Genomic DNA, 20,285 nt, shown 5'->3' on the forward strand with positions numbered 1-20,285 from the left:
GCCCCTCAAACGCGCCCAACACCGCAACTGGCCACCACCACAACCAGCAACAGTCACGATCAGCCAGCGAGACACGAATTAAGTCACCGGCATTGCGCCTAGGCCCTGTCCGGCGGACGGGGGCCGGCAGCGGCCGCCGACGCGAAAGGGGCGCCACCGTCGATGACGGTGGCGCCCCTTCTCAGCACTCGGCCCGCGGCCCGCGGGTCGGTCCGACCTCAGATCTCGCCGCGCAGCTTGGCCAGCGCCTCGGCGAGGATCGCCTCGCCGTCGGCGTCGGTGCGCCGCTCGCGGACGTAGGCGAGGTGGGTCTTGTAGGGCTCGTTGCGCGAGGGCGCGGGCGGGTTGTGCTCGTCCTGCCCGGCCGGGAAACCGCAGCGCGGGCAGTCCCAGGTGTCCGGGATGACGGCCTCGGCGGCGAAGCTCGGACGGGTCTCGTGCTTGTTAGCGCACCAGAAGGAGATCCGGTTGCGGGGGGCGGACTCGCCGCGCTCCGCCTCGCCCATCGGGCCGGCTCCGACCCTGCTGCCACGGATGGCGTTGCCACTTGCCACGGTCTGACTCCCTGCGTGCTGGTGCGCCGACCCGCCGCGGTGCGCGTCGGTGGCGAAAGTCGTCCTAGTGTAAGCAGGAGTTAAGCGTCCACCGCCATCGCCTCCGCCCCCCGACCGTCCCAGGATAGGCGCTCGGGCGACGGGGCGTCAGGGTTACGTCAGCTCTTGTACTTCAGCACCAGGCTCAGCACGATGATGCTGGCGAACCAGCCGACACCGACCACGATCGTGATGCGGTCCAGGTTGCGCTCCGCCACCGCCGAACCACCACCGGTGGACATGGCGCCGCCACCGAACATGTCCGACAGGCCGCCGCCCTTCCCCTTGTGCAGCAGCACCAGCAGGATCATCAGCAGACTGAAGATGATCAGGGCAATCGAGAACCCGAGAACCACGACGGGACCAACTCTCTCGTATCTTCGGCGAAGGGGCCGGGCCGCGTTCGGCGGTCCGGCCCCAAAGCCTACGTTGCTGCAGCGGCGTTAGCCTACTGCCTGCTCACGGTAGCGCACGATCTTGACGAACTCGTCGGCGTCCAGGGAGGCGCCGCCGATCAGGCCGCCGTCGACGTCGGGCTTGGCCATCAGGCCGGCCGCGCTCGACGACTTCACCGAACCGCCGTACAGCACGCGGACCTTGCCGGCCAGCCCGGCGTCGTACAGCTCGGCCAGGCGCTGCCGGATGGCGGCGCAGACCTCCTGCGCGTCCTCCGGGGTGGCCACCTCGCCGGTGCCGATCGCCCAGACCGGCTCGTAGGCGACCACGACGGACTCGGCCTGGTGGGCCGGGACGTCGGCCAGGCCGCCGTCCAGCTGGGCCAGGGTGTACTCGACGTGGGTGCCGGCCTTGCGGACGTCCAGCGGCTCGCCGATGCACAGGATCGGGGTGACCCCGGCCCGGTAGGCGGCCTTGACCTTGGCGTTGACGATCTCCTCGTCCTCGCCGTGGTACTGGCGGCGCTCCGAGTGGCCGATCACCGCGTAGGTGCACTTGAGCTTGGCCAGCATCGGGCCGGAGACCTCGCCGGTGTAGGCACCGGAGTCGTGCTGCGAGATGTCCTGCGAGCCGTACTTGATCTTCAGCTTGTCGCCGTCGACCAGGGTCTGCACCGACCGCAGGTCGGTGAACGGGACCAGGACGGCGACCTCGACGGCCTCGTAGTCCTTGTCGGCCAGCGCGAACGCCAGCTTCTGGGTGTGCTGGATGGCCTCGAGGTGGTTGAGGTTCATCTTCCAGTTGCCCGCCATCAGCGGGAGACGCTCAGTCATTGCTTCAGCCTTCCAGGGCGGCGAGACCGGGGAGGGTCTTGCCCTCCAGGTACTCGAGGCTCGCGCCACCGCCGGTCGAGATGTGTCCGAATGCGTTCTCGTCGAAGCCCAGGATGCGGACGGCCGCGGCGGAGTCGCCGCCGCCGACCACGGTGAACGCGTCGCTGTCCAGCAGGGCCTGCGCGACGGCCTTGGTGCCGTTCGCGTAGTCGGGGTGCTCGAAGACGCCCATCGGGCCGTTCCAGAACACCGTGCCGGCGTCGGCCAGCTTGGCCGCGTACAGCTCGCGGGTCGCCGGGCCGATGTCCAGGCCCTCCTGGTCGGCCGGGATGGCGTCCGAGGCGACGACGGTGGGGTTGGCCGGGGCCTTGGTCTTGAGGTCGGGGAACTCGGCGGAGACCAGGACGTCCACCGGCAGGACGAACTCGACGCCCCGCTTCTCCGCCTCGGCCAGGTACTCCAGGACGGTCGGGATCTGGTCCTTCTGCAGCAGGGAGATGCCGACCTCGTGGCCCTTGGCCGCGAGGAAGGTGTACGCCATGCCGCCGCCGATGAGGATCCGGTCGGCCTTCTTCAGCAGGTTGTCGATCACGCCGAGCTTGTCCGACACCTTGGCGCCGCCGAGCACGACCACGTACGGGCGGGCGACCTCGTCGGTGAGCTTCTTCAGCACGCCGACCTCGGTGGCGATCAGGTCGCCGGCGGCGTGCGGCAGCAGCGCCGGCAGGTCGAACACCGAGGCGTGCTTGCGGTGCACGGCGCCGAAGCCGTCGCCGACGTACAGGTCGGCCAGGGCGGCGAGCTGCTCGGCGAAGGCGCCGCGCTCGGCGTCGTCCTTGCTGGTCTCGCCGGCGTTGAAGCGCAGGTTCTCCAGCAGCACGACCCCGCCGTCGGCCAGCGCGGCCACGGCGGCGCGGGCGCTCTCGCCCACGGTGTCGGTGGCGAAGGCGACGTCCTTGCCGAGGATCTCGCCGAGGCGCACGGCCGCCGGCGCGAGCGAGTACTGCGGGTCCGGCTCACCCTTGGGGCGGCCGAGGTGGGAGGCGACGACGACCTTGGCACCGCGCTCGACGAGCTTGGCGATGGTCGGGGCGACCGCACGGATCCGACCGTCGTCGGTGATCGTGCTGCCGTCCAGCGGGACGTTCAGGTCGGCGCGGACGAACACGCGCTTGCCGGCGACGTCGAGGTCTTCGATGGTCTTCACGGGTTCTTCGGTCTCCTGGGGACATGGTTGGTGCGCAGAGGCGGCACGGCGCAGGGGCCGCCTGAGAAGTCCTTGTACGCATGACCAGGGCCCGGTCGGCATGGTGCGCCGCCCGGGCCCTGGCCCTCACCTCACGTCAGCTCCCACTGCGTCAGAGCTGCCCGCCGACGAGGGCGGTCAGGTTGACGAGGCGGTTCGAGTAGCCCCACTCGTTGTCGTACCAGCCGAGCACCTTGACCTGGTTGCCCTGGACCATGGTGAGCTGGGAGTCGAAGATGCAGGAGGCCGGGTCGTTGACGATGTCCGACGAGACGATCGGGTCCTCGGTGTAGGTCAGGATGCCCTTGAGCGGACCCTCCGCGGCCTTCTGGAAGGCGGCGTTGACCTCGTCCTTGGTGACCTCGCGCTCGAGGGTGACGACCAGGTCCGTGATGGAGCCGGTCGGGACCGGGACGCGCAGCGAGGTGCCGTCCAGCTTGCCCTTCAGCTCCGGCAGGACCAGGGCGGTCGCCTTGGCGGCGCCGGTCGAGGTCGGGATGATGTTCTGCGACGCGGCGCGGGCGCGGCGCAGGTCCTTGTGCGGGAAGTCCAGGGTGACCTGGTCGTTGGTGAACGCGTGCACCGTGGTCATCAGACCCTTGACGATGCCGAAGCTCTCGTTCAGCACCTTCGCCATCGGCGCCACGCAGTTGGTGGTGCAGGAGGCGTTGGAGATGATGTCGTGGTTGGCGGCGTCGTACTTGTCGTCGTTGACGCCCATCACGATGGTGACGTCCTCGTCGGTGGCGGGCGCCGAGATGATGACCTTCTTGGCACCGGCGCCGAGGTGCTTCTTCGCAGCCTCGGCCTTGGTGAAGATGCCGGTGGACTCGACGACGATGTCGGCGCCCAGGGCGGCCCACGGCAGGTTGGCCGGGTCACGCTCGGCGGACACCTTGAAGGTGTGGCCGTCGACGGTGATGCTGTCCTCGGTGTGCGAGACCTGGCCGGGGAAGGTGCCCAGCGTGGTGTCGTACTTGAGCAGGTGAGCCAGGGTCTTCGTGTCAGTCAGGTCGTTGACACCGACGATCTCGATGTCCGCGCCCTGGGCCTTGACCGCGCGGAAGAAGTTGCGGCCGATGCGGCCGAATCCGTTGATGCCTACCCGGATCGTCACGAACCGATCTCCTCGTTAGGTACGCCGGAGCTAAGCCGACGGGGGTGAGATTTGGGAAGTCCCCGACCGCCTATGACCCTACCCCTCCCGGGCCTTTCGGGGCACATCGCGCCACGTGCCAAGACGGGGCGTGGCGCGGCGTAAACCCGATTTCAGGCCGACCGTCCTTGCCCGCCCAGGCAGTTGGTCCCGGGCCAGTGGTCTCGACCAATTTCGGGTCCCGGAGACGAGGACGGCCGGTGCCCGCAATCCGGACACCGGCCGCAAATCGCTCACCCCGAGCGGTCACTGTGCGTGATCGTCAGTTGAGCGCCATCTCGTCGGTCAGATTGGCCTCGGTGCTCGGCAGCCCGAGCTCGGAGGCGCGCTTGTCGGCCATCGCCAGCAGGCGGCGGATCCGGCCGGCCACCGCGTCCTTGGTCAGCGGCGGGTCCGCCAGCGCGCCCAGCTCCTCCAGCGAGGCCTGCTTGTGCTGCATCCGCAGCTGACCCGCCGCGGCCAGGTGCTCGGGCACCTCGTCGCCGAGGATCTCCAGGGCCCGGGCGACCCGGGCACCGGCCGCCACGGCCGCGCGGGCCGAGCGGCGCAGGTTGGCGTCGTCGAAGTTGGCCAGCCGGTTGGCGGTGGCCCGGACCTCGCGCCGCATCCGGCGCTCCTCCCAGGCCAGCACCGACTCGTGCGCGCCGAGCCGGGTCAGCAGCGCGCCGATCGCGTCACCGTCGCGGATCACCACCCGGTCCACGCCGCGCACCTCGCGGGCCTTGGCCGGGATCCCGAGCCGACGGGCCGCGCCGACCAGGGCGAGGGCCGCCTCGGAGCCGGGGCAGGTGATCTCCAGCGAGGAGGAGCGGCCGGGCTCGGTGAGCGAGCCGTGCGCCAGGAAGGCCCCGCGCCAGGCCGCCTCGGCGTCGCAGGTGGCGCCGGAGACGACCGCCGGGGGCAGCCCGCGGATCGGTCGGCCGCGACCGTCCACGAGACCGGTCTGGCGGGCGAGCAGCTCGCCGTCCTTGACCACCCGCACGACGAAGCGGCTGCCGCGCCGCAGCCCGCCGGGGGCCATCACCACGAGGTCGGAGGAGTGACCGAAGATCTCCAGCAGGTCCTTGCGCAGCCGTCGTGCGGCCGCGCCGGTGTCCAGCTCCGCCTCGATCACGATGCGGCCGCTCACGATGTGCAGCCCGCCCGCGAACCGCAGGATCGCCGACACCTCCGCCTTGCGGCAGCAGGCCCTGGTGACCGGGAGCCGGCTGATCTCGTCCTTCACCGCTGGAGTCATCGCCATGGCCCGATCCTTCCATGTGTCCGGAAAATCCGGTCGTACGCGGCTGCCAACAGCTCCGGGTCGTGTCGCGGGGTGCCGTCGGTGCGGGCCACCCGGCCGAGCACCAGAGCGGCCCCCATCCGTTCGGCGGCCTTCTCCAGACCGGCCAGGTCCGCCTGGCCGAAGGCGCCGCCGGTGACGGCTCGCTCGTCCACCAGGATCGCATCCACGGCGAGCTCCGGAGCGTGGTCGGCGATCACCTCCAGGTGGCGCTGCGGGGTGAAACCCTCGGTCTCGCCCGGCTGCGGGGCCAGGTTCAGGGTGAGCAGGCGCCGGGCGCGGGTCTCGGTGAGGGCCTTGGCCAGCTCGGGCACCAGCAGGTGCGGCAGCACGCTGGTGAACCAGGAGCCGGGCCCGAGCACCACCCAGTCCGCCTCGCGGACCGCGGTGACCGCCTCCGGGACGGCCGGAGGCTCGTCCGGGAGCAGCCGGATCGACTGCACGGTGCCCGGCGTGACCGCGACGCTGGCCTGCCCGCGGACGGCCGACACCTCGCCGGGCCGCTCCGGGTCGTGCCCGCGCACGGAGGCCTCGATGTCCAGCGGCACCGCCGACATCGGCAGCACCCGGCCCTGGACGTTCAGCAGCCGGCCGACCCACTCCAGGGCGGCCACCGGGTCGCCCAGCTTCTCCCAGAGCGCGACGATCAGCAGGTTGCCGACCGCGTGACCGCCCAGGTCGCCGCTGCCGGTGAAGCGCTGCTGGATCACCTCGGACCAGGTGCGGCCCCAGTCGTCGTCCCCGCACAGCGCGGCCAGCGCCTTGCGCAGGTCCCCGGGGGGCAGCACGCCCAGCTCGGCGCGGAGCCGGCCGCTGGAGCCGCCGTCGTCGGCGACGGTGACCACCGCGGTCAGGTCGCTGGTGAGGCGGCGCAGCGCGGAGAGCGAGGCGGACAGCCCCTGGCCGCCGCCGAGCGCGGTGATCCTGGGGGCCGGGTTGGCCCGGGCGGGGCTGCTGCGCGGCCGGCTCGGGGCCGACGGCCGGGGCGGGCCACCCGCCCGGTCGGCACTCCTGTTCTGCGGCTGCCGCCCGGGCACGTATCCCGCCACACTCACCTCGCGTTCCTCGTCGCCGCCACCGGTCCTCGCCGGCGGCCCGGCAGGGAGGCGGCGGTTACTCCCGTCCCATGTCACGGTGGACGAGCACCGTTTCCACTCCGTCCGCGATGAGACGCTTGGTCAGGCGCTCGGACATCGCGACGCTGCGGTGCTTGCCACCGGTGCAGCCTACGGCAAGCGTCATGTAGCGCTTCCCCTCGCGCCGGTACCCCTCGGTGACGATGCGCAGCAGCTCGGCGTAGCCGTTGAGGAACTCGTTGGCCCCGGGCTGCTGGAACACGTAGTCGGCGACGTCCGCGTCGGTGCCGGTGCGGGCCCTCAGCTCGGGCACCCAGTGCGGGTTGGGCAGGAAGCGGCAGTCCACCACGAGGTCGGCGTCGACGGGCAGCCCGTACTTGAAGCCGAAGGACATCACGGTGGCGCGCAGCTCGGGCTCGTCGTGGTCGGCGAACTGGGCGTCGAGCTTGGCCCGCAGCTGGTGCACGTTGAGGTTGGAGGTGTCGATCACCAGGTCGGCCTCGCCGCGCAGGTCCCGCAGGAGGTCGCGCTCCTGGGCGATGCCGTCGACGATCCGGCCGTCGGCCTGGAGCGGGTGCGGGCGGCGCACGCTCTCGAAGCGGCGCACCAGCGCCTCGTCGGAGGAGTCCAGGAAGACCACCCGGAGGCGGACGCCGCGCTTCTCCAGCTCGTCGAGCGAGGTGAGCAGGTCGTCGAAGAACTGGCGGCCGCGGACGTCCACGACCACGCCGATCCGGGCGACGTTCCCCTGCGAGCGCGCGCCCAGGTCGACCATCGTCGGGATCAGGGCCGGCGGCAGGTTGTCCACCACGAACCAGCCCAGGTCCTCCAGGCACTTCGCTGCGGTGGAGCGGCCGGCTCCGGACATGCCGGAGATGATCACCAGCTCCGGCGCGTTCTCGGCCACGTCTGACACGGTCACTTCGGTTCCCCGCTCTCGGTCTTTCTGCTGGGGAGAACGCGCAGGGCGCGGCCGGCCTTCCCCGGCCCGGACGGGCGGGCGGGGGCCGGGCGCGTCGGCTGACGGGCGGCGTCGGCCGTCATGGCGTCTCCTGGGATGGTGCGGTCTGGGGCGCTGCGGCCACCGGCTCGGCGGCGTGGTCGGCCCCGTCCTCGATGATCTCGCCGGTCGCGGTGTTCACCGCGGGTGCGGCGGGTGTACGGGACGACAACGCCGCCGCAACAGTCTCCGCCGTGCGGCGTCCGATGCCGGGTACGGCGCAGAGTTCGTCGACGGTGGCGGCCCGGAGCCTCTTCAGCGAGCCGAAGTGCTTGAGCAGCGCCTGGCGGCGAGTCTCGCCGAGGCCCGGGACGGAGTCCAGTTCCCCGGCGGTGAGTCGCTTGGAACGCTTGCTGCGCTGGTAGCCGATCGCGAAGCGGTGGGCCTCGTCGCGGACCCGCTGGAGCAGGTAGAGGCCCTCACTGGAGCGCGGCAGCACGACCGGGTCGTCCTCACCGGGCAGCCACACCTCCTCCAGCCGCTTGGCGAGGCCGCACAGCGCGACGTCGTCGATGCCGAGTTCGTCCAGGGCCCGCCGGGCGGCGGCGACCTGCGGCTGGCCGCCGTCGACGACCAGCAGCTGCGGCGGGTAGGCGAAGCGCCTGGGGCGGCCGTCCTCGGTGCGGTGGTCGTCCCCGGCGGCGCCCGGGTCGTCCTCCTCGGGGACGGCCCACTCGCCGGTCTGCTCGCGCTCCTGGAGGTAGCGGCGGAAGCGGCGGCTGATCACCTCGTGCATCGAGCGGACGTCGTCCTGGCCCTCGAACCCCTTGATCTGGAAACGCCGGTACTCGCTCTTGCGGGCCAGGCCGTCCTCGAAGACGACCATCGAGGCGACCACGTCCTCGCCCTGGAGGTGCGAGATGTCGAAGCACTCGATGCGCAGCGGCACCGAGTCCAGTTCCAGGGCGTCGGCGATCTCCTGCAGGGCGCGGCTGCGGGTGGTGAGGTCGGAGGCGCGCTTGGTCTTGTGCAGGGCCAGCGCCTGCTGGGCGTTGCGCTGCACCGTCGCCATCAGGTCCCGCTTGTCGCCGCGCTGCGGGATCCGCAGGTCGACCTGGCTGCCGCGCAGGCCGCTCAGCCACTCCCGGACCGGCGCGGCCGGCTCGGGCAGCGCGGGCACCAGCACCTCGCGCGGGACGGACTCGTTGCGCTCGTCCTGGCCGGCCCCGCCGTAGAGCTGCTGGAGGGCGTGCTCGACCAGGGCAGCGGTGTCGACGTCCTCCACCTTGTCGGTGACCCAGCCGCGCTGGCCGCGCACCCGGCCGCCGCGGACGTGGAAGATCTGGACGGCGGCCTCCAGTTCGTCCTCCGCCAGGGCCAGCAGGTCAGCGTCGGTGGCGTCGGCGAGCACGATGGCGTTCTTCTCCATCGCGCGCTTGAGGGCGCCGATGTCGTCGCGCAGCCGGGCCGCCCGCTCGTACTCCATCTCCTCGGCGGCCTCGCGCATCTGGTCTTCCAGCCGGCGCAGGTAGTTGCCGGTGCGCCCGGCCATGAAGTCGCAGAAGTCCTCGGCGAGCGCCCGGTGTTCGTCCGCCGAGACCTTGCCGACGCAGGGTGCGGCGCACTTGCCGATGTAGCCGAGCAGGCAGGGTCGGCCGACCTGGCGGGCGCGCTTGAACACGCCGTTGGAGCAGGTGCGGACGGGGAAGACGCGCAGCAGCAGGTCGACCGTCTCGCGGATCGCCCAGGCGTGCCCGTACGGGCCGAAGTAGCGCACGCCCTTCTTGTGCGCCCCGCGCATCACCTGGACCCGCGGGTACTCCTCGTTCAGGGTGACCGCGAGCTCCGGATAGCTCTTGTCGTCGCGGTACTTGACGTTGAACCGCGGGTCGAACTCCTTGATCCAGGAGTACTCCAGCTGGAGCGCCTCGACCTCGGTGTCGACCACCGTCCACTCCACCGAGGCCGCGGTGGTGACCATGGTCGCGGTCCGCGGGTGCAGGCCGGCCAGGTCCTGGAAGTAGGACGACAGGCGCGGCCGCAGGCTCTTGGCCTTGCCGACGTAGATGACCCGCCCGTGGGCGTCGCGGAACTTGTAGACGCCCGGTGAGGTGGGGATCGCGCCCGGAGCCGGGCGGTAGGTGCTCGGGTCAGCCATGGGTCCACCGTACCGAGTGGGGCCGGTGCTGCGGAGGGGTGATCGACGGGGAGGTCAACTGCGTCAGCTCGGGGTCACCTTGAGGTTCCCGCCCTCGACCGCGACGGCGTAGGCGGGCAGCGGCGTGGGAGCCGGGCCGTCCAGCACGGCGCCGTCGGTGACGGAGAACCGGCTGCCGTGGCAGGGGCAGTCGATCTGCTGGTCCTTCACCTGGTCGACGATGCAGCCGGCGTGGGTGCACTTGGCGCTGAAGGCCTTGTACTGCCCTTCGGTCGGCTGGGTGACGACGATCTTCTGCTCGCGGAAGACCTTTCCGCCGCCCACCGGCACCGCCGAGGCCGCGCCGAGGTCCACCGGGCCCTTGGCGCTGCCGCCGCCGGAGGAGGAGGACGAACCGCAGCCGGTGACCGCCACGGCGCCGCCGGTCGCCAGCACGGCCGCGGCCCCGCAGAGCAGGGTGCGGCGGGAGGCGGTGGGGCTGGTCTCGGGGGCCTCGGACATCGGTGTGCTCCTACGGTTGCTGCTGCTGCGAGGGACCACGGAATTCTATGCCGCACGCGCCCGGCCGCTCCCGCCGCTCCCGCCCTCCGGGGGCGACGGGAAGGCCGGGCGCGGCCGGGCGGGCGGGCCTACTTCTTCGCCGCGGCGGCGCGCTTGCGCGGCGCCCGCTTGGCCGGGGCGGCGACCGGGGCGTCCGCGAAGTCCCCCGGCAGGATGTCCCGGAGGAACTTGCCGGTGTGGCTCTCGGGGACGGCCGCGATCTGCTCCGGGGTGCCCTCGGCGACGACCGTGCCGCCGCCGGAGCCGCCCTCGGGGCCCATGTCGACGACCCAGTCGGCGGTCTTGATGACATCGAGGTTGTGCTCGATGACGATCACCGTGTTGCCCTTCTCCACCAGGCCGCTGAGCACCTTGATCAGCTTGCTGATGTCCTCGAAGTGCAGGCCGGTGGTCGGCTCGTCCAGCACGTAGACCGTCCGCCCGGTGGAGCGCTTCTGCAGCTCGGAGGCGAGCTTGACGCGCTGCGCCTCACCGCCGGACAGCGTCGGCGCGGACTGGCCGAGCCGGACGTAGCCGAGGCCGACGTCGTTGAGCGTCCGCAGGTGCCGGGCGATCGCCGGGACGGCCTCGAAGAAGGCCAGCGCCTCCTCGATCGGCATGTCCAGCACCTCGGCGATCGACTTGCCCTTGTAGTGGACCTCCAGCGTCTCCCGGTTGTACCGGGCGCCGTGACAGACCTCGCACGGCACGTAGACGTCGGGCAGGAAGTTCATCTCGATCTTGATGGTGCCGTCGCCCGAGCAGTTCTCGCAGCGGCCGCCCTTGACGTTGAAGGAGAACCGGCCCGGCAGGTAGCCGCGGACCTTGGCCTCCTGCGTCTCCGCGAAGAGCCGGCGGACGTGGTCGAACACGCCGGTGTACGTCGCCGGGTTGGAGCGCGGGGTGCGGCCGATCGGCGACTGGTCGACGTGCACCACCTTGTCCACCTGGTCGGTGCCGGTGATCCGGGTGTGCCGGCCGGGCACGCTGCGGGCGCCGTTCAGCTCCCGGGCGAGGTGGGTGTAGAGGATGTCGTTGACCAGCGTCGACTTGCCGGAGCCGGAGACGCCGGTGATCGCGGTGAACGTGCCCAGCGGGAAGCCGACCGTGACGTCCTTGAGGTTGTGCTCGCGGGCGCCGTGGACGGTCAGCTGGCGCTTCTTGTCCCGCTCGCGGCGGCTCGCCGGGATCGGGATGGACCGCTTGCCGGACAGGTACTGGCCGGTCAGCGACTCCTTGTTGCCGAGCAGCTGCTTCAGCGAGCCGGAGTGCACCACCCGGCCGCCGTGCTCGCCGGCGCCCGGGCCGATGTCGACCACCCAGTCCGCGGTCTTGATGGTGTCCTCGTCGTGCTCGACCACGATCAGCGTGTTGCCGATGTCGCGCAGCCGCACCAGCGTCTCGATCAGCCGGTGGTTGTCCCGCTGGTGCAGGCCGATGGACGGCTCGTCCAGCACGTACAGCACGCCGACCAGGCCGGAGCCGATCTGGGTGGCCAGCCGGATGCGCTGGGCCTCGCCGCCGGACAGCGTGCCGGCCGCCCGGTTCAGCGAGAGGTAGTCCAGGCCGACGTCGACCAGGAAGCGCAGCCGCTCGTTGACCTCCTTGAGGACGCGCTCGGCGATCTGCTTGTCCCGGTCGTTGAGCTTCATCGCGCCCAGGAACTCGGCGCAGTCGCTGATCGACATCGCCGAGACGTCGGCGATCGACTTCTCCTCGACCGTCACCGCCAGCACCACCGGCTTGAGCCGGGTGCCCTGGCACGTCGGGCAGGGCACCTCGCGCATGTAGCCCTCGAAGCGCTCGCGGCTGCTGTCGCTCTCCGCCTCGGTGTGCCGGCGCTGGATGAACGGCACGGCGCCCTCGAAGCCCGTGCTGTACGAGCGCTCGCGGCCGAAGCGGTTGCGGTAGCGGACCTGCACCTCGTGCTTGTGCCCGTACAGCAGCGCCTTCTTCGCCCGGGCCGGCAGACCGGCCCACGGGATGTCGGTGCGGAAGCCCAGCTCCCCGGCGAGCGCGTCGATCAGGCGCTGGAAGTACTCCTTGGCGTGCCCGGCCGACCACGGGTGGATGGCGCCCTCGTCCAGCGAGCGCTCGGCGTCGGGCACCACCAGCTCCGGGTCCACCTCCATCCGGTTGCCCAGGCCCGAGCAGTCCGGGCAGGCGCCGAACGGCGAGTTGAAGGAGAACGAGCGCGGCTCCAGCTCCTCGAACGACACGTCGTCGTACGGGCAGTAGAGGTGCTCGGAGTACATCCGCTCGCGCTCCGGGTCGTCCTCGGGGAGGTCGACGAAGTCGAGCACGACCATGCCGCCGGACAGCCGCAGGGCCGTCTCCACCGAGTCGGTGAGCCGCCGCTTGGCGCTCTCCTTGACGGTCAGGCGGTCGATCACCACCTCGACGGTGTGCTTCTCCTGCTTCTTGAGCTTCGGCGGCTCGGCGAGCTGGATCGTGGCGCCGTCCACCCGGGCGCGCGAGTAGCCCTTGGACTGGAGGTCGGCGAAGAGGTCGACGAACTCGCCCTTGCGCTCGCGCACCACCGGGCTGAGCACCTGGAAGCGGGTGCCCTCGGCGAGCTCCAGCACCTTGTCGACGATCGCCTGCGGCGACTGCTTGGCGATCGGGCGGCCGCAGTGCGGGCAGTGCGGCTTGCCGATCCGGGCGAACAGCAGGCGCAGGTAGTCGTAGACCTCGGTGATCGTGCCGACGGTCGAACGGGGGTTGCGGTTGGTGGACTTCTGGTCGATCGAGACGGCCGGGGAGAGGCCCTCGATGAAGTCCACGTCGGGCTTGTCCATCTGCCCGAGGAACTGGCGGGCGTAGGAGGACAGGGACTCCACGTAGCGGCGCTGGCCCTCGGCGAAGATCGTGTCGAAGGCGAGCGAGGACTTGCCGGAACCGGAGAGGCCCGTGAAGACGATGAGGGAGTCGCGGGGCAGGTCGAGCGAGACGTTCTTGAGGTTGTGCTCGCGAGCACCGCGGACGATGAGGCGGTCGGCCACTGCTTCTGGCGCCTTTCTCCGGACGAGAGGGCTTGCGGTGTGAGAGGTGTGCTTCTTCCAGGATGCGGCAGCCAGCCTATAGCTCAGACGTTCGAATATCGACTTTGTCCAGCGGAGTCCACCCGAACGAGTGAGAGCGTCCGCCGCGCCGTCCGCACACGGACCGAAAACACCCCTGCTCAGGGCGCGCGTTCGGCGGTAGCGTCGGCTGGTCAACGAGCGAGGCCCCCCGTGGGCAACGCGCCGTCGCCCACGGAAGGCCGATCCGATGACCGACCCGCAGTCCGCCGCCGCCACCGCCGCCCGGCACCTGGCCCTGGTCGAGGAGAGCACCGAGCACCTGCTGGACACCGCCGCCGCCCTGGCGCCCGGGGCCCTCGCCGAGCCCTCGGCACTGCCCGGCTGGAGCCGCGGCCACGTGCTGGCCCACCTCGCCCGCAACGCCGACTCCCTGGTCAACCTGCTGACCGGCGCCCGCACCCGCACCGACATCCCGCAGTACTCCAGCGAGCAGGCCCGCGACCAGGGCATCGAGGAGGGCGCCGGCCGCCCGCTGGACGTCCAGCTCGCCGACCTGCGGGACTCCCACCTGCGCTTCGCCGAGGCCGCCGGGCAGATGACCGCCGAGGACTGGGCGACCGAGGTGCGCCACCGCTCCGGCGCCGTCTTCCCGGCCTGCGACCTCGTCTGGAAGCGCCTCGCCGAGGTCGAGTACCACCTGGTCGACCTCGACGCCGGCCGCACCCCCGCGCACTGGCCGGAGGAGTTCGCGGCGGTCGAGTTCCGCAGGCTCGCGAGCAGGCTGGCCGGCGCCGACCTGCCCGCCGTCGCCCTGGTCGTCGACGGCACCGGGGAGCGGGCCACGATCGGCACCGGAGGGCCCGCGCCCACCGTCGGGGGCCCCGTCCGGGCCCTGACCGCCTGGCTCTCCGGCCGCTCCGACGGCGACGGCCTGCGGCACGCGCCCGACGCGCCCCTCCCCCCGCTTCCCCCCATGGGCTGACGGCGCGAGGATGACCCTGAACCCTGTAGCTGGCCCCGGACGAGGAGCGGACGGATGACGTACCACGGAGCGGTCAAGGTCGGCGGACCGCCGGACGTGCGCGAGCTGGCCCACCTGATCATCACCAAGGTGGCCGTCGGCCCGTACGACAACAACGCCTACCTGCTGCGCTGCCGGGCCACCGACGAGCAGCTGCTGATCGACGCGGCCGCCGACGCCCCGGTGCTGCTGGAGACCGTCGGGGACCAGTTGGCCACCGTGGTCACCACCCACCGGCACCACGACCACTGGGGCGCGCTCGCCGAGGTGGTCGCCACCACCGGCGCCCGCACCGCGGCCGGGGAACACGACGCCGAGGGCGTCGAGGTGCCCACCGAGCTGCTGCTCGCCGACGGCGACGTGCTGCGCGTCGGCCAGGTCGGGCTGACCGTCCGGCACCTGGTCGGGCACACCCCGGGCGCGATCGTGCTGGTCTACGACGACCCGCAGGGCCACCCGCACGTGTTCACCGGCGACTGCCTCTTCCCCGGCGGCGTGGGCAACACCTGGGGCGACCCGGAGGCCTTCCGGACCCTCTTCCGCGACGTCAACGAGAAGATCTTCGACGCCCTCCCCGACGAGGCCTGGGTGTACCCCGGCCACGGCAACGACACCACCCTCGGCGCCGAGCGCCCCCACCTCGCGGAGTGGCGCGAGCGCGGCTGGTGAGCCGCGGACGGCCGGAGCCCCCGCGACCGGTGCGGTCACGGGGGCTCCGGGCGTGCGGGGCTCGGTCAGGCGTCGAGCTTCTCGGCCTCCGCCCGCTCGGCGCGCTCGGCCTTCTTCGAGGCGCGCAGGCTGGTCACCGTGGTGACGGCCAGGACGACCACGATGAAGCCGAGCGAGACCGGGATGCCGATCTCCGGGGCCCAGGTCGCGCCGGCCTCGTGGGCGGCGTGCAGCACCAGCTTCACGCCGATGAAGCCGAGGATCACCGACAGGCCGTAGCTCAGGTGGACCAGCTTCTTCAGCAGGCCGCCGATCAGGAAGTACAGCTGGCGCAGACCCATCAGGGCGAAGGCATTCGCGGTGAAGACGATGTACGGGTCCTGGGTCAGGCCGAAGATCGCCGGGATGGAGTCCAGGGCGAACAGCACGTCCGTCGTCCCGATCGCCAGCATGACGATCAGCATCGGGGTCATCAGCCGTCGGCCGTTCTCCCGGATGAAGAGCTTGGTGCCGTGGTACGTGTCGGTGGACGGGAAGCGCCGCTCGATCGACTTGAGCAGGCGGTTCTCCTCGAACTCCTCGTCCTCCTCGTCGGCCCGGGCCTCCTTGATCAGCTTCCACGCCGTCCAGATCAGGAAGGCGCCGAAGATGAAGAACACCCAGGAGAACTGGGTCACCAGCGCCGCGCCGCCGGCGATGAACACCGCCCGCAGCACCAGCGCGATGATCACGCCGAACATCAGCACGCGCTGCTGGTAGATCCGCGGCACGGCGAACTTGCCCATGATCAGGATGAAGACGAAGAGGTTGTCGACACTGAGCGACTTCTCGGTGATGTACCCGGCGAAGAACTCACCGGCCGGCTGGCCGCCGGAGTGCCACCAGAGGAAACCACCGAAGATCAGCGCCAGCACGACCCAGACGACCGTCCAGGTGCCGGCCTCCTTGAGGGAGACCTCGTGCGGCTTGCGACCCCCGATGAAGAAGTCCGCCACGATCAGTGCGATCAGCACACCGATCGTGGTGGCCCACATGGTCATGGAAACGTCCACTACTGCTCCTCCGGCAGGTAGGCGAGACAGTCATCGTCACTGCCGGAGGTCTCTTCCGCCCGTCGGGCCGCCGCCCCGGGGTGCCACGACGGGCACCCGTGATGACGGGGTCGGCTGTCGAGGAATACTCCCCTCCGCTGCCATCGAGAGTAACAGGGAAGGCAAAGAAAGGTAAAGAAGGTAAAGAACCGTCAGGGACGGAGCCCGCCCGGGCCGCAATCGTCCGCAGTCGTCCGGGCCGGAGCCGTCAGAGGTACGGCTCGATCGCCGGCAGCAGGTCCTGGAAGGTCCGGCCCTTCGCCGGCGCCCCGATCGCCTGCATCTCCCAGCCGCCCGCGCCGTCCCGGAACACCTTCGCCATCACCTGGCCGGTGTGCGGCCCCCCGCCGGCCAGTTCGTACCGGGCCAGTTCCTCGCCCGTGGTCTCGTCCACCAGCCGGCAGTGCGCCTGGCGCACCTCCGCGAAGGTCTGCCCGGTGTAGGAGCTCACCGTGAACACCACCTGGGTGATGTGCGGCGGCACGTGCATCAGGTCCACCAGGATCGCCTCGTCGTCCTCCGCGCCCGAGCCGCCCTCCAGGTTGTCCCCGGTGTGCCGGACCGAGCCGTCCGTGCTCTCCAGGTGCTGGAAGAACACCACGTCGGACGGGGTGTGCTCGGCGTACAGCAGCGCCGAGGCGTCCAGGTCGATGGTCCTCGTCCGGCTGCCGAACAGGCCCCGCTTGGGCGCCGCCTGCCAGCCGAGCCCCATCCGGACCACGGTCAGCGTGCCGCCCTGGCCCTTCTGCAGACTGACCCGCTGGCCCTTGGCAAGGTTCACGGACACGGCGTCGTCCTCTCTGCCCGGCCGCGCGGTCGGTCCCCGCGCGGCACCACGGTGGAACACCCCGTGCCGTCCCCCGGCTGAGGCCCCCTCTTGTTGCCGCGCCCCCGTCCCGAGGGCGATGCCGCAGGCCAGCCTAGGGCCTGCGGCACCCCCGCCTCCCCCGCGTCCCCCGCTTTGTGGCGAGTCTGAGACACCGCGGGGCGACTGACCGCCGCGGGAACGGGGAAAGGCGCGCCCCGGTGGTGCGGCTACGCCACGCCCGCCTCCCGCATCTGGCGCAGCTCCTTCTTCAGCTCCTTGACCTCGTCCCTGAGCCGGGCCGCCACCTCGAACTGGAGGTCGGCCGCGGCCGCGTGCATGCGGTCCGTCATCGACTGGATCAGCTCCGCCAGCTCGGCCGCCGGCAGGCTCTCGCCCTTCCTGCGCTCCGCGCCCAGGGCCGGCACCGGCGCCTTGCCCTTGCCCGCCGCACCGCGGTAGCCGGTCGAGAGCAGCTCGTCGGTGTCCACGTCCTCGCGGGCGAGGGTGTCCAGGATGTCGCCGATCTTCTTCCGCAGCGGCTGCGGGTCGATCCCGTGCTCCTTGTTGTAGGCCTGCTGCACCGCCCGGCGGCGGTTCGTCTCGTCGATCGCCTTCTCCATCGACGGGGTGATCCGGTCCGCGTACATGTGCACCTGGCCGGAGACGTTGCGGGCCGCGCGCCCGATCGTCTGGATCAGCGAGGTGCCGGAGCGCAGGAAGCCCTCCTTGTCCGCGTCCAGGATCGCCACCAGCGACACCTCGGGCAGGTCCAGGCCCTCGCGCAGCAGGTTGATGCCGACCAGCACGTCGTACCGGCCCGCCCGCAGCTCGCGCAGCAGCTCCACCCGGCGCAGGGTGTCCACGTCGCTGTGCAGGTACCGGACCCTGATGTCCAGGCCGAGCATGTAGTCCGTGAGGTCCTCGGCCATCTTCTTGGTCAGCGTGGTGACCAGGACGCGCTCGTCGCGCTCCACCCGCTTGCGGACCTCGTGCACCAGGTCGTCGATCTGGCCCTCGGTCGGCTTGACGATCACCTCGGGATCGATCAGGCCGGTCGGGCGGATGATCTGCTCGACCTGGCCGTCGCCGCGGGACAGCTCGTACGGGCCCGGCGTCGCCGACAGGTACACCGTCTGGCCGATCCGCCCCAGGAACTCCTCCCACTTCAGCGGGCGGTTGTCCATCGCGGACGGCAGCCGGAAGCCGTGCTCCACCAGCGTGCGCTTGCGCGAGGCGTCGCCCTCGTACATCGCGCCGATCTGCGGCACGGTGACGTGCGACTCGTCGATGACCAGGAGGAAGTCCTCCGGGAAGTAGTCGAGCAGGGTGTTCGGCGGGGAGCCCGGCTCGCGGCCGTCGAAGTGCATCGAGTAGTTCTCGACGCCCGAGCAGGTGCCGATCTGGCGCAGCATCTCGATGTCGTAGGTGGTGCGCATCCGCAGCCGCTGGGCCTCCAGCAGCTTGCCCTGCTTCTCCAGCCTGGCGAGCGTCCCCTCCAGCTCCTGCTCGATGCCGGTGATCGCCCGCTCCATGCGCTCCGGGCCGGCCACGTAGTGCGAGGCGGGGAAGACGTAGACCGACTCGTCCTGGCTGATGATCTCGCCGGTGAGCGGGTGCAGGGTGTACAGCGCCTCGATCTCGTCGCCGAACATCTCGATCCGGACGGCCAGCTCCTCGTAGACCGGGAAGATCTCGATGGTGTCGCCGCGGACCCGGAAGGTGCCGCGGGAGAAGGCCACGTCGTTGCGGGCGTACTGGATGTCGACGAAGCGGCGCAGCAGGACGTCCCGGTCGATCTCCTGGCCGACCTTCAGCGGGACCATCCGGTCCACGTACTCCTGCGGGGTGCCGAGGCCGTAGATGCAGGACACCGACGCGACCACCACCACGTCCCGCCTGGTCAGCAGCGAGTTGGTGGCCGAGTGCCGCAGCCGCTCGACCTCCTCGTTGATCGAGGAGTCCTTCTCGATGTAGGTGTCCGTCTGGGGGACGTACGCCTCGGGCTGGTAGTAGTCGTAGTACGAGACGAAGTACTCGACGGCGTTGTTCGGCAGCAGCTCGCGGAACTCGTTCGCCAGCTGCGCGGCCAGCGTCTTGTTCGGCGCCATCACCAGGGTGGGCCGCTGCAGCCGCTCGATCATCCAGGCCGTGGTGGCCGACTTCCCGGTACCGGTGGCGCCGAGCAGGACGACGTCCTTCTCCCCGCCCTTGATCCGCCGCTCCAGCTCGGCGATCGCCGCCGGCTGGTCCCCGTTGGGCTGGAAGGGACTGACGACCTCGAAGGGCGCCACTGACCGCTCAATACTCGTGATGGGTCGCACGGGTCCACCGTACGACCCACCACCGACAGTCGGGGGCCTACTTGGCGCTGTCGCGGGCGAGGGCGACGAGGCGGGAGACGGCGCGGAGGTACTTCTTGCGGTAGCCGCCGCGGAGCATGTCCTCGGGGAAGACCCGGTCGAAGGGGAGGCCGGAGGCGGTGATGGGGAGTTCGCGGTCGTACATGCGGTCGGCGAGGACGACCAGGCGCAGGGCGGTGGACTGGTCGTCGACCTGGCGGACGCCGCGCAGGCAGACGGCGGTGACGTCGTCCAGGAGCGCGCCGTAGCGGCTGGGGTGGACGGCGGAGAGGTGGCCGAGGAGGGTGTCGAAGTCGTCCAGGGAGGCGCCCGGGGTGCGGGCGGCGACGGCGTCGACGGTCTCGTCCGGGTAGGGCGGCGGGGCGTCCGGGAGGCCGCGGTGGCGGTAGTCCTGGCCGTCGATGCGCATCGGGCGGAAGTGCGCGGACAGGCCCTGGATCTCGCGCAGGAAGTCGGCGGCGGCGAAGCGGCCCTCGCCGAGCTTCTCCGGCAGGGTGTTCGAGGTGGCGCAGAGCTTGACGCCGTTGTCGACCAGGCGGCCGAGCAGGGTGGAGACCAGGACGGTGTCGCCCGGGTCGTCGAGCTCGAACTCGTCGATGCACAGCAGGGTGTGCCCGGAGAGGGTCTGGACGGCCTGCTGGAAGCCGAGCGCGCCGACCAGGTTGGTCAGCTCGACGAAGGTGCCGAAGGCCTTGGGGCCGGGGGCGCCGTGCCAGAGCGAGGCGAGCAGGTGGGTCTTGCCGACGCCGTAGCCGCCGTCGAGGTAGACGCCGGCCGGGCCGGTGGGCGCGGGGGCGGAGCGGCGGAACCAGCTGCGCTTGGGTGCGGAACCGTTTCCCCGGCCGAGGGTGGCGGCGAACTGCTCCAGGACCTGGACGGCCTCGTACTGGCTGGGCTGGGTCCGGTCCGGAATGTACGTCCCGAAGCTCACGTCGGAGAACCGGGGCGGAGGCACCATCTCGGCGACGAGCCGCTCGGCGGGCACGACGGGGCGGCGGTCGGCGAGCGCGATCGGGGAGCCTGCCGCACTCGCGGGGGCTATGGACTCGGTCGCGGTGGCGGGGCGGGGAGCTGCGGGCACGTTAGTAGAGGG

17 protein-coding genes are annotated in these 20,285 nt (G+C 71.3%); 2 read left to right on the forward strand and 15 right to left on the reverse strand.

What is annotated here, in order from left to right; all coding sequences use genetic code 11:
- Positions 1–218 precede the first annotated feature (218 nt).
- The 11 genes from ACIRS1_RS25475 to uvrA form a co-directional block, all read right to left on the reverse strand.
- The gene (locus tag ACIRS1_RS25475; protein ID WP_030308030.1) at positions 219–506 is read right to left on the reverse strand and encodes an RNA polymerase-binding protein RbpA; all 288 of its coding nucleotides are present in this window, start codon (positions 504–506) and stop codon (positions 219–221) included.
- Positions 507–712: 206 nt separating this feature from the next.
- Positions 713–949, reverse strand: a complete 237-nt coding sequence (gene secG / locus ACIRS1_RS25480) for a preprotein translocase subunit SecG (protein ID WP_360216041.1) — start codon at positions 947–949, stop codon at positions 713–715.
- Positions 950–1,036: 87 nt separating this feature from the next.
- Positions 1,037–1,822, reverse strand: a complete 786-nt coding sequence (tpiA, locus tag ACIRS1_RS25485) for a triose-phosphate isomerase (RefSeq protein ID WP_402843800.1) — start codon at positions 1,820–1,822, stop codon at positions 1,037–1,039.
- A 4-nt stretch (positions 1,823–1,826) separates the two neighbouring features.
- Positions 1,827–3,029, reverse strand: coding sequence for a phosphoglycerate kinase (locus ACIRS1_RS25490; RefSeq protein WP_402843803.1), 1,203 nt, complete (start codon positions 3,027–3,029; stop codon positions 1,827–1,829).
- A gap of 151 nt (positions 3,030–3,180) precedes the next feature.
- Entirely contained in the window at positions 3,181–4,185 is a 1,005-nt protein-coding gene (gene gap / locus ACIRS1_RS25495; protein ID WP_402843806.1) for a type I glyceraldehyde-3-phosphate dehydrogenase, read from the reverse strand.
- Positions 4,186–4,486: 301 nt separating this feature from the next.
- Entirely contained in the window at positions 4,487–5,467 is a 981-nt protein-coding gene (gene whiA, locus ACIRS1_RS25500; RefSeq protein ID WP_218199523.1) for a DNA-binding protein WhiA, read from the reverse strand.
- Positions 5,458–6,543 (reverse strand): uridine diphosphate-N-acetylglucosamine-binding protein YvcK, encoded by a 1,086-nt coding sequence (gene yvcK / locus ACIRS1_RS25505; RefSeq protein ID WP_387901889.1) that lies wholly within the window; start codon positions 6,541–6,543, stop codon positions 5,458–5,460. The genes whiA and yvcK overlap by 10 nt, the downstream gene beginning before the upstream one ends.
- Before the next feature lie 76 nt (positions 6,544–6,619).
- On the reverse strand, positions 6,620–7,450 hold the full coding sequence (rapZ, locus tag ACIRS1_RS25510) for an RNase adapter RapZ (RefSeq protein WP_402844002.1): 831 nt from the start codon (positions 7,448–7,450) through the stop codon (positions 6,620–6,622).
- Positions 7,451–7,622: 172 nt separating this feature from the next.
- Positions 7,623–9,680: an excinuclease ABC subunit UvrC gene (gene uvrC / locus ACIRS1_RS25515; protein WP_387901829.1), complete on the reverse strand. Its 2,058-nt coding sequence runs from the start codon at positions 9,678–9,680 to the stop codon at positions 7,623–7,625.
- A 63-nt stretch (positions 9,681–9,743) separates the two neighbouring features.
- Positions 9,744–10,181 (reverse strand): Rieske (2Fe-2S) protein, encoded by a 438-nt coding sequence (locus ACIRS1_RS25520; RefSeq protein ID WP_402843811.1) that lies wholly within the window; start codon positions 10,179–10,181, stop codon positions 9,744–9,746.
- A 128-nt stretch (positions 10,182–10,309) separates the two neighbouring features.
- A complete protein-coding gene (gene uvrA, locus ACIRS1_RS25525) occupies positions 10,310–13,222 on the reverse strand; it encodes an excinuclease ABC subunit UvrA (protein ID WP_402843814.1) in 2,913 nt (970 codons plus the stop codon).
- Between the two features lie 268 nt (positions 13,223–13,490).
- On the opposite strand from uvrA, the gene ACIRS1_RS25530 reads away from it, so the two are divergent.
- Complete coding sequence (locus tag ACIRS1_RS25530) at positions 13,491–14,225, forward strand: maleylpyruvate isomerase family mycothiol-dependent enzyme (protein WP_402843817.1); 735 nt, start codon at positions 13,491–13,493, stop codon at positions 14,223–14,225.
- A gap of 54 nt (positions 14,226–14,279) precedes the next feature.
- Positions 14,280–14,933, forward strand: a complete 654-nt coding sequence (locus ACIRS1_RS25535) for an MBL fold metallo-hydrolase (RefSeq protein ID WP_402843820.1) — start codon at positions 14,280–14,282, stop codon at positions 14,931–14,933.
- Between the two features lie 65 nt (positions 14,934–14,998).
- Here ACIRS1_RS25535 and ACIRS1_RS25540 read toward each other — a convergent pair whose 3' ends face one another.
- From ACIRS1_RS25540 to zapE, 4 genes are all read right to left on the reverse strand, one after another.
- Positions 14,999–15,985: a TerC family protein gene (locus ACIRS1_RS25540; RefSeq protein ID WP_402843823.1), complete on the reverse strand. Its 987-nt coding sequence runs from the start codon at positions 15,983–15,985 to the stop codon at positions 14,999–15,001.
- Positions 15,986–16,232: 247 nt separating this feature from the next.
- Entirely contained in the window at positions 16,233–16,811 is a 579-nt protein-coding gene (locus ACIRS1_RS25545) for a TerD family protein (RefSeq protein ID WP_360216011.1), read from the reverse strand.
- A 248-nt stretch (positions 16,812–17,059) separates the two neighbouring features.
- Positions 17,060–19,153 carry an excinuclease ABC subunit UvrB gene (gene uvrB / locus ACIRS1_RS25550; RefSeq protein ID WP_360216008.1) on the reverse strand — a complete coding sequence of 698 codons (2,094 nt, stop codon included), beginning with the start codon at positions 19,151–19,153 and terminating at the stop codon, positions 17,060–17,062.
- 37 nt (positions 19,154–19,190) lie between these two features.
- Positions 19,191–20,273: a cell division protein ZapE gene (gene zapE, locus ACIRS1_RS25555; RefSeq protein ID WP_387901837.1), complete on the reverse strand. Its 1,083-nt coding sequence runs from the start codon at positions 20,271–20,273 to the stop codon at positions 19,191–19,193.
- Positions 20,274–20,285: the final 12 nt, after the last annotated feature.

The organism is Kitasatospora sp. NPDC101176, assembly GCF_044768035.1.
Classification (GTDB): Bacteria; Actinomycetota; Actinomycetes; order Streptomycetales; family Streptomycetaceae; genus Kitasatospora.

Coding starts and splice junctions, on each gene's coding strand:
- whiA (WP_218199523.1), bottom strand. CDS start 5,467: ATGGCGATGACTCCAGCGGTGAAGGACGAGATCAGCCGGCTCCCGGTC.
- tpiA (WP_402843800.1), bottom strand. CDS start 1,822: ATGACTGAGCGTCTCCCGCTGATGGCGGGCAACTGGAAGATGAACCTC.
- rapZ (WP_402844002.1), bottom strand. CDS start 7,450: ATGTCCGGAGCCGGCCGCTCCACCGCAGCGAAGTGCCTGGAGGACCTG.
- ACIRS1_RS25530 (WP_402843817.1), top strand. CDS start 13,491: ATGACCGACCCGCAGTCCGCCGCCGCCACCGCCGCCCGGCACCTGGCC.
- ACIRS1_RS25535 (WP_402843820.1), top strand. CDS start 14,280: ATGACGTACCACGGAGCGGTCAAGGTCGGCGGACCGCCGGACGTGCGC.
- ACIRS1_RS25475 (WP_030308030.1), bottom strand. CDS start 506: ATGGGCGAGGCGGAGCGCGGCGAGTCCGCCCCCCGCAACCGGATCTCC.
- ACIRS1_RS25520 (WP_402843811.1), bottom strand. CDS start 10,181: ATGTCCGAGGCCCCCGAGACCAGCCCCACCGCCTCCCGCCGCACCCTG.
- uvrC (WP_387901829.1), bottom strand. CDS start 9,680: ATGGCTGACCCGAGCACCTACCGCCCGGCTCCGGGCGCGATCCCCACC.